General features: G+C 72.0%; 28 protein-coding genes. 14 read left to right on the top strand and 14 right to left on the bottom strand.

Annotated elements, in window-relative coordinates:
• Nucleotides 1-4 precede the first annotated feature (4 nt).
• Nucleotides 5-1,159, top strand: a complete 1,155-nt coding sequence (locus ACTFTM_RS26990; protein WP_449563206.1) for an FHA domain-containing protein — start codon at nucleotides 5-7, stop codon at nucleotides 1,157-1,159.
• 121 nt (nucleotides 1,160-1,280) lie between these two features.
• On the opposite strand, the gene rocD is transcribed toward ACTFTM_RS26990, so the two are convergent.
• The 5 genes from rocD to ACTFTM_RS26965 form a co-directional block, all read right to left on the bottom strand.
• Nucleotides 1,281-2,495 (bottom strand): ornithine--oxo-acid transaminase, encoded by a 1,215-nt coding sequence (gene rocD / locus ACTFTM_RS26985; protein ID WP_449566741.1) that lies wholly within the window; start codon nucleotides 2,493-2,495, stop codon nucleotides 1,281-1,283.
• Nucleotides 2,495-3,310 (bottom strand): dimethylargininase, encoded by an 816-nt coding sequence (gene ddaH, locus ACTFTM_RS26980; RefSeq protein WP_181518433.1) that lies wholly within the window; start codon nucleotides 3,308-3,310, stop codon nucleotides 2,495-2,497. The genes rocD and ddaH overlap by 1 nt, the downstream gene beginning before the upstream one ends.
• Nucleotides 3,311-3,705: 395 nt before the next feature.
• A complete protein-coding gene (locus ACTFTM_RS26975) occupies nucleotides 3,706-4,539 on the bottom strand; it encodes a thrombospondin (protein ID WP_449563205.1) in 834 nt (277 codons plus the stop codon).
• Nucleotides 4,540-4,656: 117 nt separating this feature from the next.
• Nucleotides 4,657-4,902 (bottom strand): hypothetical protein, encoded by a 246-nt coding sequence (locus ACTFTM_RS26970; RefSeq protein WP_449563204.1) that lies wholly within the window; start codon nucleotides 4,900-4,902, stop codon nucleotides 4,657-4,659.
• On the bottom strand, nucleotides 4,899-5,063 hold the full coding sequence (locus ACTFTM_RS26965) for a hypothetical protein (protein ID WP_355052812.1): 165 nt from the start codon (nucleotides 5,061-5,063) through the stop codon (nucleotides 4,899-4,901). The genes ACTFTM_RS26970 and ACTFTM_RS26965 overlap by 4 nt, the downstream gene beginning before the upstream one ends.
• 190 nt (nucleotides 5,064-5,253) lie before the next feature.
• On the opposite strand from ACTFTM_RS26965, the gene ACTFTM_RS26960 reads away from it, so the two are divergent.
• Genes ACTFTM_RS26960 through ACTFTM_RS26950 form a run of 3 tightly spaced genes read left to right on the top strand, consistent with a single transcriptional unit; the run spans nucleotide 5,254 to nucleotide 7,183 of the window.
• Nucleotides 5,254-6,141 carry a helix-turn-helix domain-containing protein gene (locus ACTFTM_RS26960; RefSeq protein ID WP_449563203.1) on the top strand — a complete coding sequence of 296 codons (888 nt, stop codon included), beginning with the start codon at nucleotides 5,254-5,256 and terminating at the stop codon, nucleotides 6,139-6,141.
• Nucleotides 6,134-6,334: a DUF397 domain-containing protein gene (locus ACTFTM_RS26955; protein ID WP_449563202.1), complete on the top strand. Its 201-nt coding sequence runs from the start codon at nucleotides 6,134-6,136 to the stop codon at nucleotides 6,332-6,334. Before ACTFTM_RS26960 ends, ACTFTM_RS26955 begins: the two co-directional genes overlap by 8 nt.
• A gap of 39 nt (nucleotides 6,335-6,373) precedes the next feature.
• Nucleotides 6,374-7,183 (top strand): Fpg/Nei family DNA glycosylase, encoded by an 810-nt coding sequence (locus tag ACTFTM_RS26950; protein ID WP_449563201.1) that lies wholly within the window; start codon nucleotides 6,374-6,376, stop codon nucleotides 7,181-7,183.
• Between the two features lie 9 nt (nucleotides 7,184-7,192).
• On the opposite strand, the gene ACTFTM_RS26945 is transcribed toward ACTFTM_RS26950, so the two are convergent.
• Entirely contained in the window at nucleotides 7,193-8,059 is an 867-nt protein-coding gene (locus ACTFTM_RS26945; RefSeq protein WP_449563200.1) for an aminoglycoside phosphotransferase family protein, read from the bottom strand.
• 121 nt (nucleotides 8,060-8,180) lie between these two features.
• Between ACTFTM_RS26945 and ACTFTM_RS26940 the strand changes: the two genes are divergently transcribed.
• The 4 genes from ACTFTM_RS26940 (at nucleotide 8,181) to ACTFTM_RS26925 (ending at nucleotide 12,008) form a co-directional block, all read left to right on the top strand.
• Nucleotides 8,181-9,017 (top strand): fructosamine kinase family protein, encoded by an 837-nt coding sequence (locus ACTFTM_RS26940; protein ID WP_449563199.1) that lies wholly within the window; start codon nucleotides 8,181-8,183, stop codon nucleotides 9,015-9,017.
• Between the two features lie 13 nt (nucleotides 9,018-9,030).
• On the top strand, nucleotides 9,031-9,456 hold the full coding sequence (locus ACTFTM_RS26935) for a nucleoside deaminase (RefSeq protein WP_449563198.1): 426 nt from the start codon (nucleotides 9,031-9,033) through the stop codon (nucleotides 9,454-9,456).
• 339 nt (nucleotides 9,457-9,795) lie between these two features.
• Nucleotides 9,796-11,061 (top strand): AGE family epimerase/isomerase, encoded by a 1,266-nt coding sequence (locus tag ACTFTM_RS26930; RefSeq protein WP_449563197.1) that lies wholly within the window; start codon nucleotides 9,796-9,798, stop codon nucleotides 11,059-11,061.
• Nucleotides 11,058-12,008, top strand: coding sequence for a carbohydrate kinase family protein (locus ACTFTM_RS26925; protein WP_449563196.1), 951 nt, complete (start codon nucleotides 11,058-11,060; stop codon nucleotides 12,006-12,008). The genes ACTFTM_RS26930 and ACTFTM_RS26925 overlap by 4 nt, the downstream gene beginning before the upstream one ends.
• A 235-nt stretch (nucleotides 12,009-12,243) precedes the next feature.
• Here ACTFTM_RS26925 and ACTFTM_RS26920 read toward each other — a convergent pair whose 3' ends face one another.
• From ACTFTM_RS26920 to ACTFTM_RS26910, 3 genes are all read right to left on the bottom strand, one after another.
• On the bottom strand, nucleotides 12,244-13,212 hold the full coding sequence (locus tag ACTFTM_RS26920; protein WP_449566740.1) for a LacI family DNA-binding transcriptional regulator: 969 nt from the start codon (nucleotides 13,210-13,212) through the stop codon (nucleotides 12,244-12,246).
• 72 nt (nucleotides 13,213-13,284) lie between these two features.
• On the bottom strand, nucleotides 13,285-14,664 hold the full coding sequence (locus tag ACTFTM_RS26915) for an FAD-dependent oxidoreductase (protein WP_449563195.1): 1,380 nt from the start codon (nucleotides 14,662-14,664) through the stop codon (nucleotides 13,285-13,287).
• A 23-nt stretch (nucleotides 14,665-14,687) separates the two neighbouring features.
• Nucleotides 14,688-15,824, bottom strand: coding sequence for a carboxylate-amine ligase (locus ACTFTM_RS26910; protein WP_449563194.1), 1,137 nt, complete (start codon nucleotides 15,822-15,824; stop codon nucleotides 14,688-14,690).
• 173 nt (nucleotides 15,825-15,997) lie between these two features.
• Here ACTFTM_RS26910 and ACTFTM_RS26905 point away from each other — a divergent pair, with 173 nt between their 5' ends.
• Both ACTFTM_RS26905 and ACTFTM_RS26900 read left to right on the top strand, forming a co-directional pair.
• On the top strand, nucleotides 15,998-16,291 hold the full coding sequence (locus ACTFTM_RS26905; RefSeq protein WP_449563193.1) for a DUF6412 domain-containing protein: 294 nt from the start codon (nucleotides 15,998-16,000) through the stop codon (nucleotides 16,289-16,291).
• 96 nt (nucleotides 16,292-16,387) lie between these two features.
• Nucleotides 16,388-17,146, top strand: coding sequence for a YidC/Oxa1 family membrane protein insertase (locus ACTFTM_RS26900; protein WP_449563192.1), 759 nt, complete (start codon nucleotides 16,388-16,390; stop codon nucleotides 17,144-17,146).
• 17 nt (nucleotides 17,147-17,163) lie between these two features.
• Here the strand turns inward: ACTFTM_RS26900 and ACTFTM_RS26895 are convergent, their stop codons facing one another.
• Both ACTFTM_RS26895 and ACTFTM_RS26890 read right to left on the bottom strand, forming a co-directional pair.
• Nucleotides 17,164-17,835 carry a DedA family protein gene (locus ACTFTM_RS26895; protein ID WP_449563191.1) on the bottom strand — a complete coding sequence of 224 codons (672 nt, stop codon included), beginning with the start codon at nucleotides 17,833-17,835 and terminating at the stop codon, nucleotides 17,164-17,166.
• A 93-nt stretch (nucleotides 17,836-17,928) separates the two neighbouring features.
• Nucleotides 17,929-18,543: a DUF1349 domain-containing protein gene (locus tag ACTFTM_RS26890; protein WP_449563190.1), complete on the bottom strand. Its 615-nt coding sequence runs from the start codon at nucleotides 18,541-18,543 to the stop codon at nucleotides 17,929-17,931.
• A 68-nt stretch (nucleotides 18,544-18,611) separates the two neighbouring features.
• Between ACTFTM_RS26890 and ACTFTM_RS26885 the strand changes: the two genes are divergently transcribed.
• Both ACTFTM_RS26885 and fabG read left to right on the top strand, forming a co-directional pair.
• Nucleotides 18,612-20,264, top strand: a complete 1,653-nt coding sequence (locus tag ACTFTM_RS26885; protein WP_449563189.1) for an alpha-amylase family protein — start codon at nucleotides 18,612-18,614, stop codon at nucleotides 20,262-20,264.
• A 43-nt stretch (nucleotides 20,265-20,307) separates the two neighbouring features.
• Complete coding sequence (fabG, locus tag ACTFTM_RS26880; RefSeq protein WP_449563188.1) at nucleotides 20,308-21,066, top strand: 3-oxoacyl-ACP reductase FabG; 759 nt, start codon at nucleotides 20,308-20,310, stop codon at nucleotides 21,064-21,066.
• Between the two features lie 30 nt (nucleotides 21,067-21,096).
• Here fabG and ACTFTM_RS26875 read toward each other — a convergent pair whose 3' ends face one another.
• Entirely contained in the window at nucleotides 21,097-21,513 is a 417-nt protein-coding gene (locus tag ACTFTM_RS26875) for a hypothetical protein (protein ID WP_449563187.1), read from the bottom strand.
• On the bottom strand, nucleotides 21,506-21,898 hold the full coding sequence (locus ACTFTM_RS26870) for a hypothetical protein (protein WP_449563186.1): 393 nt from the start codon (nucleotides 21,896-21,898) through the stop codon (nucleotides 21,506-21,508). The genes ACTFTM_RS26875 and ACTFTM_RS26870 overlap by 8 nt, the downstream gene beginning before the upstream one ends.
• 488 nt (nucleotides 21,899-22,386) lie before the next feature.
• Between ACTFTM_RS26870 and ACTFTM_RS26865 the strand changes: the two genes are divergently transcribed.
• Nucleotides 22,387-23,289 carry a Gfo/Idh/MocA family protein gene (locus ACTFTM_RS26865; protein ID WP_449563185.1) on the top strand — a complete coding sequence of 301 codons (903 nt, stop codon included), beginning with the start codon at nucleotides 22,387-22,389 and terminating at the stop codon, nucleotides 23,287-23,289.
• 91 nt (nucleotides 23,290-23,380) lie between these two features.
• Here the strand turns inward: ACTFTM_RS26865 and ACTFTM_RS26860 are convergent, their stop codons facing one another.
• The gene (locus ACTFTM_RS26860) at nucleotides 23,381-23,572 is read right to left on the bottom strand and encodes a DUF2795 domain-containing protein (RefSeq protein WP_449563184.1); all 192 of its coding nucleotides are present in this window, start codon (nucleotides 23,570-23,572) and stop codon (nucleotides 23,381-23,383) included.
• A gap of 100 nt (nucleotides 23,573-23,672) precedes the next feature.
• Here ACTFTM_RS26860 and ACTFTM_RS26855 point away from each other — a divergent pair, with 100 nt between their 5' ends.
• Nucleotides 23,673-24,929: an erythromycin esterase family protein gene (locus ACTFTM_RS26855; protein WP_449563183.1), complete on the top strand. Its 1,257-nt coding sequence runs from the start codon at nucleotides 23,673-23,675 to the stop codon at nucleotides 24,927-24,929.
• Nucleotides 24,930-24,961: the final 32 nt, after the last annotated feature.

Here is a 24,961-nt window from a genome sequence, read left to right as displayed (position 1 = left end):
CCGCATGAGGTTCGAGATCAGCAAGGTGCTCGACGCCATCGAGGGGCGGGTCTGCACGGACCCGTCGCTGGCCCGGGCGGTGCTCGACCTGGCCGAGATCATCCGTTACCAGGACATCGACGGCGGTCGGCCGGCGAGCCTGCTGCGCCTCGGCATGGTCATCGACGCGCTCTCCCGTGAGCTGGAGGAGGACAGCGTCCAGGTGTACGCGGTGGTGCACCGCGCGCTGCTCTCCGACGCCGACCTGACCTCCAACGAGCGGATGGTGGTGCGCCGCTGGGCGGACGACGGGCTGGTCGAGGTGCTCGACAATCCCGGTGACCGGATGCTGGAGGTGGCCGACCTGCTGGGCGTGCCGGTGCTCACCCGGGTCCGTTTCGACGGGCTGCGTGGGCGGTTCCCGTGGCTGGTCGAGCAGCCCGGCCGGGTCGTCGCCCCGGTGCCGGGCGCGGGCGGTCCGGTGTTCATCGCGCACGTCGGCGGCGGGCACGCTCCGGTCGCCGGCAAGCGTTCGCCCACCGGGGCGAAGCTGCTGGCCCGTGAGTGGCGGTGCCCGGAGTCGGGGTGCGCGCTGTTCGGCGGCGGTGGTGGGGGTGGCGCGTTCGCGGACCTCGCCGGCGGTGCGGACCGCAGTCCGGCCGCGCAGCCGCCGCCCTCGCTGCGCAACGGCGTACCGACCTGCCCCCGGCACGGCGCTCGGCTCGGTGACGTGGGCCCGCGTCCGCGTACGGAGGTGCTCGCGGTACGCGTCGGCGGCCTGGTCCGGCGGCGGTTCGTGCTGAGCGAGGAGCAGCCGGTGGTGGCTGGCCGGGCGCCGGAGCAGGAGGGCGGGATCATGCTCGGGCAGTGGCTCAACGACGAGGCCCGTCGCTGGATCAGCCGTGGTCACGTCCACTTCGAGCTGCGGGTCGGTGAGGTCATCGTGACCGACATCAGCACCAACGGCTCGGGCATCCGCCCGGCCGGCTCGATGGCTGAGGCGGATCGGATTCCGCTCGCCCCGCAGCAGTCCCGGGTGCTGGGCGAGAACGACATGATCGAGCTGTACCCGGGCGTGCAGATCGGCCGCGCCGAGGAGTTGCCCACCGGGGCCCCGTTCACCCCCACCTCGGTGATGGCCGAGGCCCCCACGATGGCAATGCGCCTACCCCGCCCCTGAGGACCGGTCCGGCCGCCCCGGTTGATCATGAAGTTAGCGTCACGACACGCCGAGGCGGCTGGCGCTAACTTCATGATCAACGCGGGGTCCGCGGGGCCCGGCGGCGGGGTCGGCGGCGGTGTTACGCGGCCAGGATCTCGGTTAGCGCCGTCAGCGCCTGGTCGATCTCGGCTTCGGTGATCACCAGGGGTGGGGCCAGGCGGATGGTGGAGCCGTGGGTGTCCTTGGCGAGGATGCCGCGCTCCATCAGGCGCTCGCACGCCTCACGGCCGCTCATCAGCGCCGGGTCGATGTCCAGACCGGCCCAGAGGCCCCGGACACGTACGCCGACGAGGCCCTTGCCCACCAGCCCTTCCAGGCCGGCCCGCAGCCGCTCGCCCAGCTCGGCCGAGCGGCGCTGGAACTCGCCCGTCGCCAGCAGCCGTACGACCTCGGTGGCCACCGCGCAGGCCAGCGGGTTGCCGCCGAAGGTGGAGCCGTGCTGACCGGGCTTGAGCACGCCCAGCACGTCGGTGTTCGCGGCCACCGCGGAGACCGGCACGATGCCGCCGCCGAGCGCCTTGCCCAGCAGGTACATGTCCGGCACGACGCCCTCGTGCTCGCAGGCGAAGGTGCGCCCGGTACGCCCCAGACCCGACTGGATCTCGTCGGCGATGAACAGCACGTTCCGCTCGGTGCAGACCTGGCGTACGCCGGGCAGGTAACCCTCCGGCGGCACCACCACGCCCTGCTCGCCCTGGATCGGCTCCAGCAGCACGGCGACGGTGTTCTCGTCGATCGCGGCGGCGAGGGCGTCCAGGTCGCCGTACGGCACGACCGTGAACCCCGGGGTGTACGGCCCGAAGTCGGCTCGGGCGTCCTCGTCGGTGGAGAAGCTGACGATGGTGGTCGTCCGCCCGTGGAAGTTGCCGTCGGCCACGATGATGTTGGCCTGACCGGCCGGTACGCCCTTGACCTGGTAGCCCCACTTGCGGGCCACCTTGATCCCGGTCTCGACCGCCTCGGCGCCGGTGTTCATCGGCAGCACGAGGTCCTTGCCGCACAGCTCGGCCAGCTCCCGGCAGAAGTCGGCGAACTGGTCGTGGATGAACGCGCGGCTGGTCAGCGTCAGCCGGTCGAGCTGGGCGTGCGCGGCGGCGATGAGCTGCGGGTGCCGGTGCCCGAAGTTGAGCGCCGAGTAGCCGGCGAGGCAGTCCAGGTAGCGCTTGCCGTCCACGTCGGTGAGCCACGCGCCCTCGGCCGACGAGATCACGACCGGCAGCGGGTGGTAGTTGTGCGCCGTCCAGCGCTCGGCGTCCCGGACCGCTCCCGGCGTACGCAGCTTGTCGTCCACGATCACTTGCTTGCCTTTCCCTGACGGAGTCGCAGCGTGCAGCACTTCGGTCCGCCGCCGGCCTTACGGAGTTCGGACAGGTCGACGCCGATGGTCTCGTAACCCCGGTCGCGCAGCTTGGCGGCCAGGTCGGTGGCCTGCGCGGGCAGCACCACGTGCCGGCCGTCGCTGACCGCGTTCAGGCCCAGCACCTCGGCGTCGGCCATGGTGGCGTGCACGGCGTCGGGGAAGAGCCGGCGCAGCACGGCCTGGCTGCCGGGGGAGAAGGCTTCCGGCAGGTACGCCACGGTCCGCTCGTCGAGGACGGTCAGCGCCGTGTCCAGGTGGTAGAAGCGCGGGTCGACGAGCTGCATGGTGATCACCGGGTAGCCGAAGACCTCCTGCAACTGTGCGTGCGCGGCGTGGGCGGTGCGGAAGCCGGTGCCGGCCAGCAGGTGGTCGCCGGCCAGCAGGACGTCGCCCTCACCCTCGTTGACGTGCTTCGGGTCGTACATCTCGAAGCCGGCGGCCTCGAACCAGGCCCGGTAGGCCGGCGCCTCGTCGGCGCGCTGCGGGTCGCGGAACTGCACGGCCATCGCCTTGCCGTCGATCACGGTGCCACCGTTGGCGGCGAAGACCATGTCGGGCAGGCCGGGTACCGGAGTGATCTCCTCGACGGTGTGGCCCAGGTCAAGGTACGTCTGGCGAAGCTGCTCCCACTGGCGGACGGCCAGCGCGGCGTCGACCGGCGCGCTCGGGTCCATCCAGGGGTTGATGGCGTAGTCGACGGCGAAGTACGTCGGCCGGCACATCAGGAGGCGCTGGCTGGTGGCGTCCATCGTCATTGTCCTGCTCCCAGGGGTCGGGCGCGCCCGGCCACCACGGCCCACGGGCTGGCGCCGTTGCTCAACGTTATGCGGCGTCAGCGGCAGGATCCACCACCAAGAGTTGCGCAGAGCAGACATTCGTTGCGTCTACCAACCTCTGACCAACGATCCGTTGCGCCTATGGCCCAGCTCACCCCACAACGGTGATCAAGAGGTTCGCGTCACCAGAACGGCCGCTGGTGACGCGAACCTCTTGATCAACCGGCCTGAACTGGCCCCGGACACACTTCAGGGGCGGCGAATCGCCGCCCCTGAAAGGGTGTCGCCCTGCTGGTGAACCACCGTCGGGCTGCCGGCGAACCGCCGGCTCTTCGCCGGTGCACCACCGGCGAGCGGAACAGTGCCCGCTAGAAACGATCCACAAACTGTGAGTCAAGCCACTCGCGGAGGCGCTGCACCCAGTCGCCGTCCGTGGTCGGCCAGACGAACTGACCGGTCATCGCCAGCACACCGATCACCACGGCCGCGAGCCCGATGAGGATGCCGAACAGCGCGTCGGTCTTGCCCGCGACGTGCCGGCGGCGGGTCGCCATCAGGCCGAGCACCGAGAGCACCGCGCCGACCGCGCCGAGCCCGATGCCGTACCCGGCCAGGGTGCCGCTCAGCACGAACAGCGCGCCGACCACGGAGACGATCAGGCCGAGGGTGGCGAGCAGGCTGGCCCGCGGCTTCGGACCGCGCGTGACCGGCGTCGGCTCGGTGTCGCCGGCGGGGGCGGTGTCCAGCGGACGGTCGGTCGCGTCAGGCCGCGAGGTCGTCGTCCGGTCCAGGTCCGTGTCGCGCTCCGGCCGTCGGGTCGTACCGTCGAGGTCCTTGTCGCGCTCGATGGTCGGGACGGCGGCGGTGCCCGTCTTGGCGGCGAGCGGCCGGGCCTCGCCCTCCGTCGTGCGGGCGGTGTCGGTCTCCACCGGCCGGGCGGTGGCGGCGCGGGCGACGGCCGCGCGCTCCGCGGCCCGCCGCTCGGCCTCACCGGTGCGCCCGGTCCGTCCGTCGGTCGCCGTGGCGTCGCCGGTCGCCGTGGTGCTGCGGTACGTCGTCTGGTCGGCGTCCCGGTCGGTCACGACCGGTCGGCCGTCGTCGCCGGTCCGGCCCGTCTCGACCGGGGTATCGCTGCTCGCAATGTTCTCGTCCCGCGTCGGCGTCTGCTCGGACCGCCGGGACAGCGAAGGAATCCTGACCACTACACACCTCCTGTTGACTGCGTGGTGGCCGACGTCCAGGGGTGGCACCCACGCGCTACGACCCCGAAATACCCACCTGGGCGTTTCCTGACACCGATTCCGGGTACGGCCCGCCGATCAGGTGCGGATCGGCCTGTCGGTGGCGCGCAGCACCCGCAGTCCGGCGCGTCGCACGTACACCTCCCGCTTGTCGACGGCCAGGCCCCTGTCGCTCAGGACGTAGCCGGTCAGCCAGACCCACCCGTCGTACGTCGGTCGCGGGTCCACGCTCACCAGTCGCAGGCGCAGCGCGCGGTCACCGGAGAACTGCACCGAGCAGGCCGCGCCGATCAGCAGGAGGTCGCCGGATTTCAGCTCGGTCACGTCGGCCAGTGCCCACGGTTGATCGGGATGCGGTGGCGGGCCCGGCAGGGCAGGTCCGCGCCGCAGCGGCACACCCTGCGCCAGCGCGCCCAACTCCACACGGGCCGATGCCGGCGGGCGAGGGTCAGCGCGGTGACCAACAGATATTCGTTGTACGACACGCGCTGCTCCTTGGCCAATGCCGCCCCATTTCTTGGTGACTCGAATAAGGGACAGGGTGTTCCATGCTGGCCCCCTTGTGCAACGCGCCCCACCCCCATAGCCTCGATTCGTATCGACGCACGAGGAATGGAAGACAATTGCGTTCGAGGCGCAACAATTAATGTTGCAGGAAGGGTGAGGTGATGTTGCATGACGGATGCAACAGGCGGGTCCACGGTCCCTCGGCGGCAGCTCGGGCGGCTGCTCACCCAGCTCCGCGAGGACGCCGCGGTGACGTTGGACGCCGCTGCCCAGGCGCTGGACTGCTCACGGCAGAAGGTGTGGCGCATTGAGAAGGGGCTGGTTCCGGTGCGGGTCGTGGACGCCCGCGCCATGTGCGCTCTCTACCGGGTGCCGGAAGAAATGAGAGACATTGTGGCGGCGCTCGCGAAGGAGACGCGCGCCAAGGGTTGGTGGCATTCCTACGGCGATGTCGTCCCGTCGTGGTTCTCGCTGTACGTCGGCCTGGAATCGTCCGCGTCGACTCTGCGTCAATACGACTCCGAGTTGATCCCCGGCCTCCTGCAAACCCGCGAGTACGCCGGCGAGTTGTTCCGCCGCAAGAACCCGACCGTGAGCGCACAGGATCGGGAGAAGCTGGTGGAGCTGAGATTGCAGCGGCAGAGCATCCTCGTGCGCCGGCTGCCCACCGCGCCCGTCCTGCGGGTCGTCCTGTCCGAAGCGGTGCTGCGCCGCACGATCCCCGACCGGCGGGCGATGGTGGGGCAGTTGCGCCACCTCCTCGCCGTGGCCACGCTGCCGAACGTGAGCCTGCGGGTGCTGCCGTTCGCCGCCGGTCCACCCCTGGCCAGCGAGACCGGCACCTTCGTGCTGCTGGGCTTCCCGCAGGCCCTCGGGCGGGCGTCGACCGAGCCGACCACCGTCTACCTGGAGAACATCACGGGCGCGCTCTACCTGGACAAGCCGGCCGAGGTGACCGCCTTCGAACAGGTCTGGTCGGACCTGGAGACGCTCGCGTCCACTGAGGCAGAATCAGAGAAAACGATCACTTCGATCATCGAGGAGCATCATGACTGACCTCGCCCGGGCCCGCTGGCGCAAGAGCACCCGCAGCGGCGGGAGCGGCGGCAACTGCGTCGAGGTGGCCGACAACCTCCCCGGCGTGGTGGGCGTACGCGACAGCAAGGACCCGACCGGCCCGGCCCTCACCTTCACCCCGGTCACCTGGACGACGTTCGTCAACGGCGTGAAGGAGCAGCGCCAAGGCTGACCAGGCCGTTCACGGCGCGGCTGGCTATCCTTGGCACCCGTGCCAGAGGGACACACGATCCACCGCCTGGCGGCCCGGCACGCCGAGCTGTTCGCCGGTGACAAGCTGCACGCCGCCAGCCCGCAGGGCCGCTTCGCCGAGGGCGCCGCGCGGCTCTCCGGCACCGTCCTGGACAGCACCGAGGCGTACGGCAAGCACCTGTTGCACCACTTCGCCGACGAGTTGACCCTGCACGTGCACCTCGGGCTGTACGGCAAGTTCACCGACGGTTCCGGTACGCCACCCGAGCCCGTCGGTCAGGTGCGACTGCGGCTCGCCAGCGACCGGCACTGGCTGGACCTGCGCGGCCCGACCGCCTGCGAAGTGCTCACCCCGCCCGAGGTCGACGCCCTGCGGGCCCGCCTCGGCCCGGATCCGCTGCGCGCCGACGCCGACCCCGAGCGGGCGTACGCCCGGATCTCCCGCAGCCCGACGCCCCTCGCGGCGCTGCTGCTGGACCAGTCGGTGGTGGCCGGCACCGGCCTGATCTTCGTGACCGAGGCGCTGTTCCGGGCCGGGCTGCCCCCCACGATGCCCGGCCGGGCGCTCACCCGGGCCGGCTGGGACGCCCTCTGGGCCGACCTGGTCGCGTTGATGCGGCTCGCCCTGGAACACGGTCGGATCGACACCGTCCACGACGCCCACCTGCCCGAGGCCATGGGTCGGCCGGCGCGCGTCGACCGTCACGGCGGCGAGGTGTACGTCTACCGCCGCGCCGGCGCGCCCTGCCACGTCTGCGGCACCGAGGTCAGTCGCGGGGAGCTGGTCGGCCGCAACCTCTACTGGTGCCGTACCTGCCAGGCCGGCTGACCCTCGGCGTCAGTCGCCCCCGAGCAGCCAGCGGACCACCTCGACCTGGTGTGCGAAGACGACCTCGTCGGCGATGCTCCAGGCCAGGCAGTGGCCGATCGTCCAACCCCGTACCCGTTCGACGTCCAGCCCGAGGTCGGCGCTGAGCCGGTCGAGCCGGTGCCGGACGGCGGCCGGCGAGTGACCCAGCTCCGGACCGCGTACGAGTGGCACCACCGAGAACTCCCGCTCGCCGAGCAGCGGCTTGGGGTCGATCGCCAGCCAGGGGGCGCGCTCGGCGGCGAGCACGTTGCCGGCGTGCAGGTCCTGGTTGACGAGCACCTGCTCGCCCTGGCTCGCCGACAGGTCGACCAGCAGGGCGCGCGCCGCGTCGAGGAGCCGCCGCTCGTACGGCCGGCCGGCCCGCTCCCAACTGCGCGGCATCCGGTCGAGCCAGCCGGCGGCCTCCTCGGCGAGCGGGGTGAACGGCGCGCCGGCCGGTCGCCAGAGCCGGGGGAGCAGGTCGACCGCCGCGTCCAGCGCCCGGTCCATCGGCAGCTCGTGCAGGGGCGTACCGGGTCGGCAGCGCTCCACCAGCAGCGCGCGTCGATCAACGTCGTGGGCGAGCAGTCGGATCGCGCCGTCGCCGGCCCAGTGGGCGAGCGCGTGGGCCTCGTACCGACTGTCCTCGTCCGGAAACTGGATCTTGAGCACCGCCGCCGTGCCGTCGGGCAGATCGGCGGGGAGCGCCAGCGAGGCGTACGCGTAGCGGAACGGCGGACCGAGCCGCAGCGACCACCGCTCGGCACACTCCGCCGCCAGCGTCGGCAGCGCGGCCAGCCAATCCCGGCCCACCGCTGACGCTCGTACCCAGCCAAGCCCTTCGGGCAGCTCCATCCCGCCATCCTGCCCGCGCTCCGGGTGGCTGGCATACCGGGTGGACACCGGATTGGACATCCGGAAGCCTGTCGTGATGCGACCGGGGCCGTTCTTACGCGAAAGCCTGCTGCGCGCCGGGATGCGCGATGTCGTCGCCGTCGAACCCGCGGCGGGTGGCCTCGCGGCGCTCGCGGGCATCGCCACCCGCCGGAACGCGCCACCGGTGTTCGTCAAGGCGTTCGCCGACAGGCCGGCCGACGACGTCTTCGACGCCGAGGCCGACGGGTTGGCCGCGCTGCGGGACCTGGGCGGTGTGGAGACGCCCGAGGTGATCCTCGCGGATCGGGACGTGCTGGTGTTGTCGCTGCTGCGGCCGAGGCCGAGCGGCGAGGCGTTCTGGGAGCGGTTCGCGCACCTGTTGGCCCACCTGCACCTGAGCACGACCCATCCGCGCTTCGGTTGGCAGCGGGACAACTGGCTGGGACGTCGCCGACAGGTCAACACCTGGAACGACGACGGCTTCGTCTTCTTCGCGCAGCACCGGCTGCTCCGGTGGCTCGGCGAGCCCCGTGTCGACGCCGCGCTCGACCGGGAGGACAGGGCTGCGCTGGAACGGCTCTGTTCGCGGCTGCCCGAGCTGCTGCCGGTCCGGCCGGCGTGCCTCACGCACGGCGACCTGTGGGCGCAGAACATCCTGGCCACGCCGGACGGGACGCCGGCGTTGATCGACCCGGCGGTGTCCTACCTGTGGGCCGAGGTCGACCTCGCTCATCTCTGGACCACGTCGCCCCCGCCCGAGGCACGGCGGTTCTTCGACGTCTACGCCGAGCTGATGTCGCTCGACGATGACTGGCAGGCCCGGATGCCGATCGTCCAATTGCGACAGCACCTCGCGGTCCTGGCCCAGTTCGACGACGATTGGGGCGCGGGCGACCAGATCCGTGCCACGCTCGCACCGTTCCGCAGCAGGACGTGACCCAGGAGGCCCCGTGACACCCGATGACGAGAAGTTCCTCCGCCGCGCCGTGGAGATCGCCAGCCAGGCCGGTGCCTCCGGCGAACGGCCGTTCGGCTCGTTGCTGGTCGACGCCGACGGCGTCGTCCTCATCGAGGACCACAACACCGTCGTCTCGGATTCGGACATCACCGCCCACCCGGAGCTGAAGTTGGCCCGCTGGGCCGCCCGGGAGCTGTCCGCCGAGGTGGCCGCCGGCACCACCATGTTCACGAGCTGCCAGCCCTGCGCGATGTGCGCGACGGCGATCGACCGTTCCGGCCTCGGCCGGGTGGTGTACGCGCTCTCCAGCGAGCAGTTCGAGGAGGTCAAGCCGGCCACCCCGCCGCTGCCTCCGGTGCGCTACGAGGGGCCGGCGCTGTTCGAGGAGGCGCGTCGGCCGATCGACGAGCACTACTGACCGGGGCGGTGGGGTCGGATCACCACCTGCTGGCCCGCTCACTCAGGCGTGGGTCGGGAGCGCAGGCGATCCAGCCGGGCGTGTCCGCCACGACCACCCACGGGTCCTCCACATCCCCAAGGGTGGTGTGACGCGAGCGGAATTGACAGTCGACCGGCCGCCGGAGCAGGGTTGGGAAGTGACAACGCTGTCAACGGGCAAAAGGGATGAAAAGCAGTGGCTTTCCGCTCATGCGCCTGCGGCGGCATGCCGTACCGTTGACCGTTTTCCGGCGCGGACCCGGTTCGTCCGCCGATCCTTGCCGTATGCCCCTTCGCTCCTCGACGGTGACCAGCTGAGATGACCGACGCGCCCCGCTTCGACGCCGAACCGATCCCTGCCCCGTCAGGGACGGCCGACCTGCCCGACCAGGACGGCTTCCTCGCCGACCAGACCCGCACCCTGCTCGACACGGCCCGCCGCTCGGTCCGACCCGAGGGCGGCTTCTGGTGGTTGACCGACGACCGCACCCCGGACCGGGGCGAAGCTGTCTACACCTGGATCACCTGCCGGATGACCCACGTGGCAGCGCTCGCCCACCGCAACGGCGACCCGGATGCCGCCGCCATCGTCGACCACGGCGTCGCCGCGCTCGACACGCTGCTGCGCGACGACCGGTACGGCGGCTGGTTCAACGCCGTGGACCAGCAGGGCACGCCGATCGACGAGCGCAAGGCCGGGTACGACCACGCGTTCGTCCTGCTCGCGGCTTCCAGCGCCGCCCGCGCCGGGCGACCCGGCGCGGACCGGCTGCTCGCCGACGCGCTCAGCGTGGTCCTCGACCGGTTCTGGGACGACGAGGCGGGCGCGGTCCGCGAGTCGTGGAACCGGGACTGGACGGTCACCGAGGACTACCGGGGCGCGAACAGCAGCATGCACATGGTCGAGGCGTTCCTCGCCGCTGCCGCCGCCACCGGCGACACGAGCTGGACCGACCGGGCGCTGCGGATCGCCACCCACCTCGTGCACACCGAGGCCGCCCGGCACGACTGGCGGCTGCCCGAGCACTTCACCGCCGACTGGACGCCGCTGCTCGACTACAACCGGGACCAGCCCGCCGACCCGTTCCGGCCGTACGGCTCGACCATGGGCCACTGGCTGGAGTGGGCACGGCTGCTCCTCGAACTGGAAGCCGTCCTGCCCGAACCGCCGGGCTGGCTGCTCGCCGACGCCCGTACCCTGTTCGCCGCCGCCCTGCGGCGCGGCTGGGCGGTGGACGGCGCGGACGGCTTCGTCTACACCATCGACTGGGACGACCGGCCAGTGGTCCGCGCCCGGATGCACTGGGTGCTGGCCGAGGCCATCGGCGCGGCCGTCACCCTGCACCGCCGCACCGGGGATGCCGTCTACGCCGACTGGTACCGGGTCTTCTGGGCGTACGCGCGCCGCTACCTCGTCGACGGCAGCGGCTGGCGGCACGAGCTGGACGAGCGGAACCGGCCCGCCGACACGGTCTGGCACGGTCGACCCGACGTCTACCACGCATACCAGGCGGTACTCCTGTCCCGTTCGGCCGACGGTCTCGGTGGCCCCGGCCCGCTCGCCCCGGGCACGGTGACCGCATGATCGTGGTGGCGGGAGAAGCCCTCATCGACCTGGTGGTCACCCCCGAGGGGCAGCGCGCGGTACCCGGTGGCTCGCCGGCCAACGTGGCGGTCACCCTGGCCCGGCTCGACCAGCCGGTACGGCTGCTGGCCCGGCTCGGCCCCGACGAGTACGGCCAGCAGATCGCCGAGCACCTCGCGGCCAACCAGGTGGACCTCCGGTGGGCCGTCCGCGCCCCCGAACCCACCTCGGTGGCGGTCGCCACCCTCAACGAGAGCGGTCAGGCCAGCTACGAGTTCCGGCTGGACGGCGCGGCGGACTGGCAGTGGACACCGCAGGAGCTGCCCGATCTGGCCGGCTCGTCGGCGATCGCCTTCCACACCGGGTCACTCGCCCTGGCGCTCGCCCCCGGTGCGCAGGCGCTGGAGGGACTGCTCGCCCGCGAACGCGACCGCGACGCGGTCACCCTCTCGATCGACCTCAACCTGCGCCCGAGCATCGTCACGGACCGGGCCGCCGAGCAGCAGCGGGTACGCCGACAGGTGCCCCTCGCGCACCTGGTCAAGGCCAGCGACGAGGACCTGGCCTGGCTCTACCCGGACCGCTCGATCGCCGACGTGATGGCCGAGTGGCGCGAGGCGGGGGTGTCCTGCGCGGTGGTGACCCGCGGCGGTGAGGGCGCGTGGCTGCTCGCCCCGAACGGGGTGCTGCACGAGCAACCTGCCGTACCCACCACGGTGGTCGACACCGTCGGCGCAGGTGACTCGTTCACCGGGGGCCTGCTGGCCGCGCTGGCCGACATCGACGCGCTCGGCGACCGGCCGGCCGACCGGCTCGCCGCCGTCACCGAGCAGCAGTGGACGGCGGTGCTCCGCCAGTCGGCGACAGTGGCCGCCCTGACCTGCGCCCGCCGAGGCGCCAACCCCCCAACCCAAGCCGAGCTGAAAGCCCTCCTAGCCCCGAACTAACCCGGCCCCCGCCCGCCGCTCGGGTCGATCATGGACTTGTGGTGGGCACTCCATGGTGTTTTGCCGCATACGCGAGGCACCACAACTCCATGATCGCCGGGGCTGCCGCGCCAGGACCCCCGCGATCTTGCACTTTCTGTGCCGACATAAGGCGCGGACCGGCGCAAAGCGGCGTCAGGAAGTGCAAGATCGGCGCGGGCTGGGGCTGGGGCGCGGCGCGGGCGTGCGCTGGGGGTTAGGGGAGGCCTCGGTGTAGTAGGCGGGTGGGGAGGACTGTCGTTGACGGTGGGGAGTCGTCGCCGGCGATCCGCTCGAAGAGGCGCTCGGTGGCCACCCGGGCCAGTTCCCGCGTGTCGTACGCGACGACGGTCAGCGGCCGGGGCATCAGGTGCGCCAGTTCGAAGTCGTCGAAGCCGACGAGCGCCGCGTCGCTGCCCCGGCGGTGCAACTCCTGCAACGCGCCCACGGTGAGCCGGTTGTTGCCGCAGAAGAAGGCGGTGGGCGGGTTCGGGGAGTCGAGCAGCGCGCCGACCGCCCGCCCGGCGTCCTCGGGGGCGATCAGGCGGTCGCATACCAGTGACTCGTCCGGTTCGATGCCGGCCGCCGCGAGGGCCGCCCGCGCGCCGACCAGCCGCTCGCGCATGGTGGGCACGCTCGGCGCGCCGAGCAGGAGAGCCACCCTCCGGTGCCCCTCGTCGAGAAGGGCCTCGACCCCGGACCGCCCGCCGCCGGAGTTGTCCAGCAGCACCGTGTCGGCGAGCAGACCCTGCGGTGGCCGGTCGAGGAAGACCACCGGCATGCCCAGCTCGACCTCGCGGCGCAGGAACGAGTGGTCCGGGCCGGCCGGTACGACCAGCAGCCCGTCGACGCGGCGCTGGGTGAAGTCCTGGAGGACGGCGCGTTCGCGCTCCGGGTCCTCCTCGGAGGAGGCGGTGATCAGCATCGTGCCGTGCGCGGCGGCGATCTCGGCGGCCACGCTCGCGATGGTCGCGTAGAACGGGTTGGCGATCTCCTCGATCAACAGCCCGACGGTGGCGTTGAGCTGCCGCGAGCGCAGGTTGCGCGCGATGTCGTTGCGCCGGAAACCCAACTCGGTGATGGCGGCCAGCACTCTGCCGAGCAGCTCCTGACCCACCGGCTCGTCGTTGACCACCCGGGAGACCGTCTTCAGGCTCACTCCGGCGTGCCGGGCGACATCGACCATGGTCGGACGTCGGCGCGCGGCGGACCTGGTCGGGGTCTGGGTCACGGGGTGGACCTCCACGGCGGGCGCGGGTCAGCGGTCGAGCGCGGCGAGCGCGTCGACCGCCTTTCGGGCGGCGATCAGCACCGGATCCCAGACCGGCGCGTACGGCGGAGCGTAGCCCAGGTCCAGTGCGGTCATGTCGTCCACCGTCATGCCGTTCCACAACGCGACGGCCAGAGTGTCGATCCGCTTGGCCGCCTCGGACCAGCCGACGATCTGCGCGCCGAGCAGACGGCCGCTGGGACGCTCGGCGATCAGCTTGACGGTCATCGGCCGGGCGCCGGGGTAGTAGCCGGCCCGGTTGGTCGACTCGGCGATCACCGAGACGAAGTCGAAGCCGGCCGCCGAGGCGTCCCGCTCCCGCAGACCCGTCCGACCGACCTCCAGCTCGCAGACCTTCGTCACGGCCGTGCCGATCACACCGGTGAAGGTGGCGTACCCGCCGCCGATGTTGACGCCGGCCACCCGACCCTGCTTGTTGGCGTGGGTGCCCAGCGGGATGTACACCGGCATACCGCTGACCCGGTGTAGCGTCTCCACGCAGTCACCGGCCGCCCAGACCCCCGGGAAGCCGGGGATCCGCATCCGCCGGTCCACCCGGATCGCGCCGGTCGGCCCGAGCGGCAGCCCGGCGGCCTCCGCGAGCCCGACGTTGGGGCGTACGCCCAGACCCAGGACCACGACGTCGGTCGGTATCGGCCCCTCGGCGGTGACCACGGCGGACACCCGGCCGTCCCGCTGCTCGAGGCCGGTCACCGCCATGCCGCTGCGGATGGTGATGCCGAGGCCGCGCATGGCCTCGGCGACGAGTTCGGCCATGTCCTCGTCCACCGTCGACATGGGTTGCGCGGCCTGCTCGACGAGCGTGACGGACAGGCCCCGCTGGATCATCGCCTCGGCCATCTCGACGCCGATGTAGCCGCCGCCCACCACCACCGCCCGGCGTGGCTGCGGGTCGGCGTCCAGCCAGTCGCGCAGCGCCGCGCCGTCGTCGAGGGTCTGCATGCCGAACACGCCGGCCACGTCCACCTGCGCCCACGGGGGCTTGGTCGGTGTCGCGCCGGTCGCGTACATCAGCTCGTCGAAGCGTTCGGAGACCTCGCCGCCGTTGTCCAGGTCCCGGGCGATCACCTCGCGGCGTTCGAGGTCGATGGCCGTCACCTCGTGGCGCATCCGTACGTCGATGTCGAACTTCGTGCGGAACGTCTCCGGCGCGCGGGCGATCAGATGCTCCGGGCCGGGCACGAGCCCCGAGATCCAGTACGGGATGCCGCAGGCCGAGTAGGAGGTGAAGTGGCCCCGCTCGAAGACCACGATCTCCAGGTCGTCCCGGTCGCGGCGGCGGCGAGCCTGGGACGCCGCAGACATGCCGGCGGCGTCCCCGCCGATGACGATCAGTCGTTGCGCCACAGGATCATCCTGTCACGCGGTGCTCAGCCGCGGGTCTGTCGCGCCACGTCCTGCACGACGTCGACGAGCCGTCCGGTACGGGCGTACACGGCGCGCTGCCGGGCCGCGCCGGTGCCGTGGCGGCGCAGCCCACCCAGCAGGTCGGACACCTCCGCCCAGTCGCCGTGCCGCTCCAGCGCCGGCCGCAGCCGTTCCACGAACCGGTCCAGCAACTCCCACGCGGGACGCAACTCGCCGGTGGTGACGTCGACGCCGTCGCCCTCCAGGCCGTCGTGGGCGGCCCGCCAGTGCGCGCCGACCAGCAGATGGTGGTCGGTCCGTAGCGGCGGGCGGCCGGCCTCGACGTCGTCCATCGCGCTGGCCACCAGCGCCCGGACCAGCGCGGCGACCAGCACCGCGTCGTCGACCGTCGGGCAGACGTCGCCGATCCGCAGCTCCACCGTCGGGTACTTCGCCGACAGCCGGGCGTACCAGTAGAGCATCCCCTCGTCGAGCATCACCCCGCTGGAGATCAACTGACGGATGAGCCGCTGGTAGTGCTCGTGCGACTCCAGGAACGGCGTCGGCGCGACCGACGGCCAGCGCTCCCACTCCACCGACCGCCAACTCGCGTAGCCGGTGTCCTCGCCACGCGCGAAGGGCGAGTTGGTGGTGACGGCGTGCAGTGTCGGCAGCCACGGCCGGACGTGGTTGAGCACCTGCACGCCGGTCTCCGGATCGGGGACGCCCACGTGCACGTGCATGCCGTTGTTGCCGGGGCCGGGCACGAGCAGCCGGAACCGTTCGATCATCCGGTCGAAGCGGGGCTTGTCCACGACCGGCGGCACCGGGCCGTCCACCGGGCCGGTGCCGATGGCCAGCAGCCGAACGCCGGCCCGCTCGGCCGCGTCGGCGAGGGCCTTGCGGAGTACGCCGAGGGAGTGCCGGATGGAGGACAGCTCCAGGCCGGGTGGCGAGCCGATCTCGATCTGGCTGGTCTGGAACTCGCGCTCCACCTGACCGCGCAACTCGGCCGGAACCTGTTCCAGCACGAGGTCGACGGCGGGCACCGCAGCGCCGGTGTGTGGGTCGACGAGCAGGAACTCCTCCTCGACGCCCACGGTGAGCACATCGGTCCCCGCGGTCGTCCCGCCGGGCGCCTCCGCCACCTGCCCCGTCATCGCGCACCACCGTCCGTTTCTGCCGCTCGCGATCCGTCCGCGTCGGTCGGACGCTTGGTTACCCACGGTGGTAACGCCCGGAAACGTGGTGACGGCACGCCGTCCCCGCGTGTCGGGCCCCCGGCCGTCGGCGATCCGCCTGGCGACATGACACCGGGTCCTATGCTGGGCCCGTGCCGGTGCTGCTGGGATTCCTCTGGGCCACGTGGATGTCCGCGTTCGCCCAGCTCGGCATGCTCGCCGACCGTCCGGCCGACGTGCTGGCCGGGGCCGCGCTGACCGCACTGGTCCTCGTCGCCGTTCTGCTCGCCGCGCGTCCGCTCGGCCCGTCACGCGCACCCGGTGTCGCGCGCCGCTGGGCCGGGCTGCGCGCCCGCGCCCGGAGCCGCCGCATTCCCCGCCAGATCGATCCGGACGCCGCCGGCCGACCCCGCCCCCGCGCACCCGGACGCCCCCTCGCCGCGTAGCGACACGTCGCCGCGCGGTCGATCCCACCGTCATCGGTCCTACGTGCCGTCCGCGACGGCGCAAGGACCCACCGGAATCGGACCGAGGGGTTTCCCATGCTCGCCTTCACACCACTGCACACCGTCATCGGCGTCGCCGGCGGCGCCTTGTCCTGGCTCACCGATCTGCTCGAACCGCTGGCCGGTGGCGCGGCGACCGTCGCCGCCATCGTGCTGCTCACCGTCGCCGTCCGGCTGCTGATCACACCGTTGACCGTCGCGCAGGTCCGCGGGGAGCGGCGCCGCGCGGCGCTCGCCCCACAGGTCCGCGAGCTACAGCAGCGGTACGCCGATGACCCGGCGACCCTCCAACGCGAGGTGTTCGCCCTGTACCGCTCGGCCGGCGCGAACCCGGTCGCCGGCTGCCTGCCGCTGCTGATCCAGGCGCCGTTCCTGCTGGTCCTGTACCGACTGTTCGCCACCGACGAGGGCGGTACGGGACTGCTCGACGAACGGCTGGCCGGCGTACCGCTGGGTCACCACCTCGGCGACGGGTTGGCCGGCGCGGCCGGACCGCTCTTCGCCGGCCTGCTGCTGGCGCTGCTGGCGCTGGCCTGGTGGTCGTCGCGGAGGGCGCGACGTGCGTCGGCGGCGGTCGGCACGGTGGCCGGTACGCCCGTCGAGGGGCCGGGCGCGGCCACGCTCGGTCGGCTGCTGCCCCTGCTGCCGTTCACGACCGTGCTGGTGGCGCTGGTGCTGCCGCTCGCCGCCGTGATCTACCTGGTGACGACGACGGCGTGGTCGGCGCTGGAACAGGTGGTGCTGCGCCGCCCGCAGGCAGCGCCGACACCCGCCGCCGCGCATCCGGCGCCCTGATTGCGGAAGGACGCGGATCAGCGACCGGCGGTCACCGACCGCCGGTCGTCGCGTTGCCGGCGGCGGCGGATCTTGCGGACCACCCAGCTGATCACCATGACGACGAAGACCGCGCCGATGGCGTAGTTGAACCAGTCGCTGTACCGCTCGACGTTCTGCCACCGGCTGCCCAGCGCGTAACCGGACCCGACGATGAGCGCGTTCCACACGCCGCTGCCGATCGTGGTGAGCAGGACGAACTCGCCCAGCGGCATCCGGTTGGCCCCGGCCGGAACGGAGACCAGACTGCGGACCACCGGCACCACCCGGCCGATCAGCACCGCCCAGCGGCCGTGTCGTTCGAACCAGCGGTCGGCCTTCTCCAGGTCGTCGCGGTCCACCAGTGGAATGCGGTCCAGCCAGCGCTTGAGCCGTTCCTCGCCGAGCGCCGCGCCGAGCCAGTAGAGCACCAGCGCGCCGACCAGCGAGCCGACCGTCGCGGCCAGCATGACGACGACGACGTTGAACTGGCCCTCGTGGGCCAGGAAACCCGCCATCGCCAGCACGATCTCGCTGGGGATCGGCGGGACGATGCTCTCCAACGCGACCAGCAGGGCCACGCCGACCGGACCCATCGCCTCGATGACGGACGCCACCCACCCGGTCAGGCCGGTGAACTCGGAGGGGTCACCGGTCTGGGCGTACGCCATTGGTCATCCTTCCGAGCGGCCTACGAGGGGATCGGGTGGTGATACCCAATGGTCGGCGCGGCACACCTGCGGGTGACCCGCGTTACGGCGGGTTCAGCCCTCGGGGTGCAGCGCGCTGTCGGCCGGGCCCTGCCGCCAGCGGGTGAACGTCACCGTGAGTCCGCCGCGCGTGGGGGCGCAGCAGAACGGGCCGGCCATCGCCTCGGCCTCCGGGTCCAGCGGGGCGAGTCGGACCAGCCGCCACGGCGCGTCGGCCACCCGCGCCCGTACGGTCAGCGCGTCACCGGCCCGACTGACCCGCACGGTCACCTCCTGACCCGCCCACCCCGGCACCGGGGCCACCGACCAGTCGGAGAACTCCCGGGTGACGACCGCGCCGAGCTGCGACTCGCCGTCGCTCACCTCGACGCCCGCCTTGACCCACGTCCGCTCGTCCACCCGGACCAGCACGCCGGCCTGGTCGAACTGCGCGGCGAAGTCGAGCAGGAAGCTCACCTCCATGGCCGCGCCGACGGGCAGCGACGCCAGCAGCGCCGGCCCGTTGTCGTGGACGAAGCCGTAGCTGGTCCGCCGCCAGAAGTCGGTCTCCGCCCCGGCCTCGACGACCAGCTCACCGGCCGGCCCGTGCTCGGCGCGCACCGGCGGGTGCAACCACCGGCCCCGGGACCAGTCCAACTCGTCGCTCGGCGGTACGAGGTCGATGTCCATGCCCGGCAGGGTACCGACCGTCGCCCGTCAGGTTTGGCGTGGAGATCATCTGGAGACTTTTTCGCGGCATGGGTGACCGTTGGTATTCCGAAGCCGTCGTCTACTGCCTCGACATCGACACGTACGCCGACTCCGACGGCGACGGCGTGGGCGACATCCGTGGCCTGATCGGCCGGCTGGACTACCTGGCCCGGCTGGGCGTGACCTGCCTGTGGCTGCACCCGATCCACCCGTCGCCCAACCGCGACGACGGGTACGACGTCACCGACTTCTACAACGTGGACCCCCGCTTCGGCACCCTCGGCGACTTCGCCGAGCTGCTGCACCAGGCCCAGAACCGGGGCATCCGCGTGATCATCGACCTGGTGGTCAACCACACCTCCGACGAGCACCCGTGGTTCCAGTCCGCCCGTTCCTCGCCCGACTCGCCGTACCGGGACTGGTTCGTCTGGTCCGACACCGAGCCCGACGACCGGCACCAGGGCATGGTGTTCCCCGGCGAGCAGAAGGAGACGTGGAGCTACGACCGCACCGCGAAGTCGTGGTTCTACCACCGCTTCTACAAGTTCCAGCCGGACCTGAACTTCGCCAACCCGGAGGTCCGGGCCGAGGTCAAGAAGATCATGTCGTTCTGGCTCCAGCTCGGGGTCTCCGGCTTCCGGATGGACGCGGTGCCGTTCATCATCGAGCTGACCGAGCCGGGCAACCCGGACTCCCCGAAGGACTTCGAGTTCCTCACCGAGATGCGCCAGCACGTGCAGTGGCGGCGCGGCGACGCCGTCCTGCTCGCCGAGGCCAACGTCGAACCGGACCAGCTCCCGACGTTCTTCGGCGACGCCAGCGGCTCCGGCAACCGCATCCACATGCTCTTCGACTTCATGCTCAACGGCCGGCTCATGCTCGCCCTCGCGCGGCAGGACCCGGAGTCGCTGATCGAGGCGTTGCGCGACACCCCCAAGCTCCCGGTCGGCGGGCAGTGGGCCACCTTCCTGCGCAACCACGACGAGATCGACCTGTCCCGGTTGACGACCGAACAACGCAACCAGGTGTACGCCGAGTTCGGCCCGGACGAGAACATGCGCATCTACGACCGGGGCATCCGCCGCCGGCTCGCCCCGATGCTCGGCAACGACCGGCGGCGCATCGAGCTGGCGTACGCGTTGCAGTTCTCCCTGCGCGGCACTCCGGTGCTGCGGTACGGCGAGGAGATCGGGATGGGCGAGGACCTGTCGCTGCCCGGTCGGGAGGCGATCCGTACGCCGATGCAGTGGTCGTACAAGCCGAACGCCGGCTTCTCCACGGCGGATGCGGAGAAGCTGGTCCGCCCGGTGATCGACAAGGGTGAGTTCGGCTACCAGAACGTCAACGTCACCGCCCAGCGTGGCGACCCGAAGTCGCTGCTCGCCTGGTTCGAGCGCATGATCCGTACCCTTCGGGAGGCCCCCGAGATCGGCTCCGGCTCCACCACCCACATCGACGTGGCCGTGCCGCCGGGGGTGTTGGCGCACCGGGCGGACGGGCCGACCGGCACGATGGTCTTCCTGCACAACCTGGGCACCGACGACGTCGAGGTGGATCTGAGCAGCCTCGAAGCGGAGGCCGATCTGCCGATCGACGTGCTCACCGACCGTGGCTACGGCGAGCTGGGCAAGCTCGGCGCGGTGAAGGTCTCCGGGTACGGATACCGGTGGATTCGCCTATGCCGGGGTCGGGGCTACTGACGCTAAGCTCCTCCGATCGACCCCAAGTTACCCGGAGGTAGTCATGTCGGAGGAGCCCCGCGTCGCCATCGTCACCGGAGCCGCACGCGGTATCGGTGCGGCCACCGCCCGGCGACTGGCCGCTGACGGGCTGGCCGTCGCAGTGGTCGACATCGACGAGGCCGCCACCAAGGAGACGGTCGACGCCATCGCCGCCGCGGGCGGTCGTGCGCTCGGCGTCGGCGCCGACGTGTCCGACCGCGACCAGGTCGAGGCGGCCGTCGAGCGGGTCGCCGCCGAGCTGGGCGCGCCGGCCGTGCTGGTCAACAACGCCGGCGTGCTCCGCGACAACCTGCTGTTCAAGATGACGAACGCCGACTGGGACACCGTCATGGGCGTCCACCTGCGGGGCGCCTTCCTGTTCAGCCAGGCCGCCCAGAAGCACATGGTGGACCGCAAGTGGGGGCGGATCGTCAACCTGTCCAGCACCTCCGCGCTGGGCAACCGGGGCCAGGCGAACTACGCCGCCGCCAAGGCGGGCCTGCAGGGCTTCACCAAGACGCTCGCCATCGAGCTGGGGCCGTTCGGGGTGACCGTCAACGCCGTGGCGCCCGGCTTCATCGTCACCGACATGACGGCGGCCACCGCCGCCCGCATGAAGGTCGACTTCGAGGACTTCCAGAAGCACGCGGCCGCCGAGATCCCGGTACGCCGTCCGGGACGCCCGGAGGACGTCGCCCACACCATCTCGTTCCTGGTGAGCGAGGGGGCCGGCTTCGTCTCCGGTCAGGTCATCTACGTCGCCGGCGGCCCACGGGCCTGACCCGCGCCCTCGCCCCGCGGCCCGGCCGCCTCAGGCCGGGTCGCGGCGGGTGCGCCAGAGCCAGAAGAGGCCCAGCACCGGCAGGACGAGCGGGATGTAGCCGTACCCGCTCCCGAACTGCGACCACACCGTCTCGTCGGGGAACAGCGCCTTGTCGGCCAGGCTCAGGATGCCGACCACGACGACCCCGACCAGCTCCACCGAACAGCACGCCAGCGCCACCCGCCGGCCGGTGTGCCCGGCGCGGGCCAGACCCACGGCGGCCACGATGTAGATGAGCGCCGCCAGGGCGGAGAGCAGGTACGCCACCGGCGCCTCGTCGAACTTGGTGGCGATCTGTAGGCCCGCCCGGCTGGTCGCCGCGATGGCGAAGAGCAGGTAGACCGCGATCAACAGACGGCCGGGGCCGGAGTTCGTGCGCTGCCGGGCCGGGCGTGTCTCAACCACCGAGGACCTCCCAGGTCTGCTGCAACCGCACCACCACGACCGGCGACACCAGGCAGACCGCGCAGACGATCGCCGACCCCCACCGGGTCGGTTCCATCCGGGCCAGCACCCAGGCCAGCGGCGGCAGGCAGACCAGCGTGACCAGGTAGCCGAAGAACGCGCCGGGCTCGCCCGGCCGGTCCCCGCCGCCGACCGCCACCAGGGCCAGCACCCCCAACACGAGCAACACCAACTCGAGTACGGCCAGACCGGCGAACTGCACCCGGTCCGGCGCCCGGTGGCGTACCGTCGCGACCAGCGCCCACACGGCGACGAGCAGCGACAGCACGATGGACGCCGTCGCGAGGGGTCCGTCCACCGGCGAGCTGGCCGCCGCGCTGCTCATCGGCCCCACCCGGTCGTCACCTCGGTCACCGGCACAGCCTACTAACCGTCGTAGTACCCGCCGCGCGCTGCCTGGCCGTCGCGGCCGACGTGTCCCGGGACGCGGCCGACGTGTCCCGGGACGCGTCCGGGTGGGCGGCTGCCCGAGGGGTGCGCAGGCACTGTCGAGCTGCCCCAGAAACGGGGCAGGCCACACCCGCCTCGCCGGCCCGCCTCGCCGGCCCGCCTCGCCGGCCCGCCTCGCCGGCCCGCCTCGCCGGCCCGCGTCGCCGGCCCGCGTCGCCGGCCCGCGCGGCGCAAGATCGTGCTCGATCCAGGAAACAGTGCCTTCGTGTGCGAACGAGGCCACTAATTCCTGGATCGAGGGCGATCGAGCAGGCTACGCGCGCTGCTCCGGTTGGCGACCCGCCGCCGACGGACCCGCTGGGGCGACTAGCGTGGACGAGGTCCGTGGCGTCGCCACGGTGGGGGGAAACAGCGGAGGTACACGTGCTGCGGTTCGGGTTGTTCGGCACCGGTCACTGGGCGATCGAGACGCACGGGAAGGCGCTGCACGCACACCCGGACGCGGAGCTCGTCGGGGTGTGGGGGCGTAACCCGGAGCGGGCCTCCGCGCTGGCCGAGCGGTACGGCGTGCCCGCCTACGCCGACGTGGACGCCCTCATCGAGCAGTGCGAGGCCGTCGCCGTCGCGCTGCCTCCGGACGTCCAGGCCGACATCGCGGTCCGTGCCGCCACCGCCGGCCGGCACCTGCTGCTGGACAAGCCGTTGGCGCTCACCGTGGACGACGCCGACCGGGTCGTCGCCGCCGCCGAGGCATCCGGGGTCGCCTCGGTGGTGTTCTTCACCCAGCGGTTCCAGCCGAACGTCACCGCGTTCCTCGCGTCGGCCGCCGCCGCCGGTGGCTGGCAGCACGGCCGCACCACGGCGTTCGCGTCGATCTTCCAGGAGGGCAGCCCGTACGGCGGCTCGCTGTGGCGTCGCGAGCACGGCGCGCTCTGGGACATCGCCCCGCACGCGCTCTCGATCCTCCTGCCGGTGCTGGGGAAGGTGACCCAGGTGGCCGCGATGGACGGGCCGAGCGGGATGGTGCACCTGCTGCTCACCCACGAGGGCGGTGCCACCAGCAGCGCCTCGCTCTCCCTCGACGCGCCGACCGAGGCGATGGCCCGGGAGTTCGTGTTCTACGGCGAGAACGGCATCGAGACCGTGCCGCACGGCGAGAACGACGCCGCGACGGCGTTCGGCGTGGCGATCGACCAGCTCATCGAGCAGGTCCGGTCCGGTGCCCGCGACCACCGCTGCGACGTCCGCTTCGGCCGCGAGGTGGTCACGATCATCGCCGCCGCCGAGCAGGCCCGCCAGGAATCCCGCACGATCCCCCTCCCCTGACCCCTCTTGCTTCACTCCGTTGATCATGAAGTTATGGTCGGCGATGTCGGCGTGTCCGGACACCAACTTCATGATCAACGGGGGTGGGCGGTTAGGTGGGGGTTGTCAGGGCGTCGGTCAGTTCTTCGGGGGACTCGAACTGTTCGGGTGGCAGCGCCTGAAGCAGGTGCAGCATGGTCGTGCTGGCACCGTTCTCCTGCGCCCAGCGGACGAGGTCCTCGCGGGAGACCGGGTAGTCGAGCCCGGCCAGGTACTCCTGCAACTGCACGCCTGACACGGTCATGTCGGTTGGCTACCCGCTCGTCTGGGGCGTACACGCGCACGGCGTGTCGGCGGGCGACGCGCCGACGGTTTGTCGGCGCGACCGCCGGGTAGCCGCTGCCATGCTGGTTCAGCGGCTCGGCGCGCCGAGCGACTTCGACCCGTTGCTGGAGCGCGTTCGGGACGCCCGGGTGGTGATGATCGGCGAGTCCACGCACGGCAGTTACGACTACTACCGGCTGCGTGAGCAGTTGACCCGTCGGCTGATCGCGGAGTGCGGCTTCTCGTTTGTGGCCGTGGAGGGTGACTGGCCGGACTGCGACCGGGTGCACCGCTCGGTCACCGCCGCGCCCGGTGGGGCCCTCGATCCGCAGGCAGCGCTGGAACGTTTCGAGCGGTGGCCGACCTGGATGTGGGCCAACGCCGAGGTGGCGCGCTTCTGCCGGTGGTTGCGGGCGTGGAACCTGGAACAGCCGGAGGGTGAGCGGGTCGGCTTCCACGGGCTCGACGTCTACAGCCTCTGGGAGTCGATGCAGGCGATCTTCGACTACCTGGGGGAGGAGGACCCGACCTCGCTGGAGGCGGCGCAGGACGCGTACCGGTGCTTCGAGCCGTACGGCAAGCGGGTCGAGGAGTACGGCGCGGCCAGCCGGTTCGTCTCCGCCCGGTGCGAGGAGGAGGTCGTCCGGCTGTTGGCGCGTACCCGGGAACAGGCCATGTCGGACGGCCCGGACCGCTTCTCGGCCTGGCAGAACGCGGAGGTGGTGGCCGGCGCGGAGCGCTACTACCGGGCGATGGTGGCCGGTGGTCCGGACTCGTGGAACATCCGTGACACCCACATGCAGGACACCCTGGACCGGCTGCTGCACCGCTACGGCCCGGACGCCCGAGGGATCGTCTGGGCGCACAACACGCACGTGGGGGACGCGCGGGCCACCGACATGGCCGCGGACGGGATGGTCAACATTGGTCAGTTGGCCCGCGAGCGGCACGGCGACGACGCGGTGGCGCTGATCGGGTTCGGCACCTACCGGGGCACGGTCATCGCGGCGCCCCGCTGGGGTTCGCCGTCGGAGGCGATGGTGGTGCCGCCGGCGCGGGAAGGCTCGGTGGAGCGGCGGTTGCACGAGCTGATGCCCGAGCGGGCGGTGCTCGTCTTCGGCGGCGACGACCAGCCGGGCTGGGTCACCGAGCCGGCGGACCACCGGGCGATCGGGGTGGTGTACGACCCGTCGTTCGAGTCCTGGGGCAACTACGTGCCGACCCGCCTGGGCGCGCGCTACGACGCGCTCATCTGGTGCGACGAGACGACGGCCCTGCATCCGCTGGCCGTCCCGGCCGTGCCTGGCGAGATGGAGACGTACCCGGCCGGGGTGTGACGCGCGGATCATGGAGTTGTGGTGCCGGACGA

The organism is Micromonospora sp. RB23 (genome assembly GCF_053585025.1).
The sequence above is the reverse complement of the archived record's forward strand: the minus strand, read 5'-3'. Positions and strand labels throughout refer to the sequence as shown.

What these genes read in the sequence shown, in the direction of transcription:
- ACTFTM_RS26925 (WP_449563196.1), top strand. Translation starts at nt 11,058, where the DNA reads ATGATCGTGGTGGCGGGAGAAGCCCTCATCGACCTGGTGGTCACCCCC.
- ACTFTM_RS26910 (WP_449563194.1), bottom strand. Translation starts at nt 15,824, where the DNA reads ATGACGGGGCAGGTGGCGGAGGCGCCCGGCGGGACGACCGCGGGGACC.
- ACTFTM_RS26960 (WP_449563203.1), top strand. Translation starts at nt 5,254, where the DNA reads ATGACGGATGCAACAGGCGGGTCCACGGTCCCTCGGCGGCAGCTCGGG.
- fabG (WP_449563188.1), top strand. Translation starts at nt 20,308, where the DNA reads ATGTCGGAGGAGCCCCGCGTCGCCATCGTCACCGGAGCCGCACGCGGT.
- ACTFTM_RS26920 (WP_449566740.1), bottom strand. Translation starts at nt 13,212, where the DNA reads ATGGTCGATGTCGCCCGGCACGCCGGAGTGAGCCTGAAGACGGTCTCC.
- ACTFTM_RS26895 (WP_449563191.1), bottom strand. Translation starts at nt 17,835, where the DNA reads ATGGCGTACGCCCAGACCGGTGACCCCTCCGAGTTCACCGGCCTGACC.
- ddaH (WP_181518433.1), bottom strand. Translation starts at nt 3,310, where the DNA reads ATGGACGCCACCAGCCAGCGCCTCCTGATGTGCCGGCCGACGTACTTC.
- ACTFTM_RS26930 (WP_449563197.1), top strand. Translation starts at nt 9,796, where the DNA reads ATGACCGACGCGCCCCGCTTCGACGCCGAACCGATCCCTGCCCCGTCA.
- ACTFTM_RS26855 (WP_449563183.1), top strand. Translation starts at nt 23,673, where the DNA reads ATGCTGGTTCAGCGGCTCGGCGCGCCGAGCGACTTCGACCCGTTGCTG.
- ACTFTM_RS26860 (WP_449563184.1), bottom strand. Translation starts at nt 23,572, where the DNA reads ATGACCGTGTCAGGCGTGCAGTTGCAGGAGTACCTGGCCGGGCTCGAC.
- ACTFTM_RS26955 (WP_449563202.1), top strand. Translation starts at nt 6,134, where the DNA reads ATGACTGACCTCGCCCGGGCCCGCTGGCGCAAGAGCACCCGCAGCGGC.
- ACTFTM_RS26940 (WP_449563199.1), top strand. Translation starts at nt 8,181, where the DNA reads ATGCGCGATGTCGTCGCCGTCGAACCCGCGGCGGGTGGCCTCGCGGCG.
- ACTFTM_RS26890 (WP_449563190.1), bottom strand. Translation starts at nt 18,543, where the DNA reads ATGGACATCGACCTCGTACCGCCGAGCGACGAGTTGGACTGGTCCCGG.
- ACTFTM_RS26900 (WP_449563192.1), top strand. Translation starts at nt 16,388, where the DNA reads ATGCTCGCCTTCACACCACTGCACACCGTCATCGGCGTCGCCGGCGGC.
- ACTFTM_RS26885 (WP_449563189.1), top strand. Translation starts at nt 18,612, where the DNA reads ATGGGTGACCGTTGGTATTCCGAAGCCGTCGTCTACTGCCTCGACATC.
- ACTFTM_RS26870 (WP_449563186.1), bottom strand. Translation starts at nt 21,898, where the DNA reads ATGAGCAGCGCGGCGGCCAGCTCGCCGGTGGACGGACCCCTCGCGACG.
- ACTFTM_RS26945 (WP_449563200.1), bottom strand. Translation starts at nt 8,059, where the DNA reads ATGGAGCTGCCCGAAGGGCTTGGCTGGGTACGAGCGTCAGCGGTGGGC.
- ACTFTM_RS26990 (WP_449563206.1), top strand. Translation starts at nt 5, where the DNA reads ATGAGGTTCGAGATCAGCAAGGTGCTCGACGCCATCGAGGGGCGGGTC.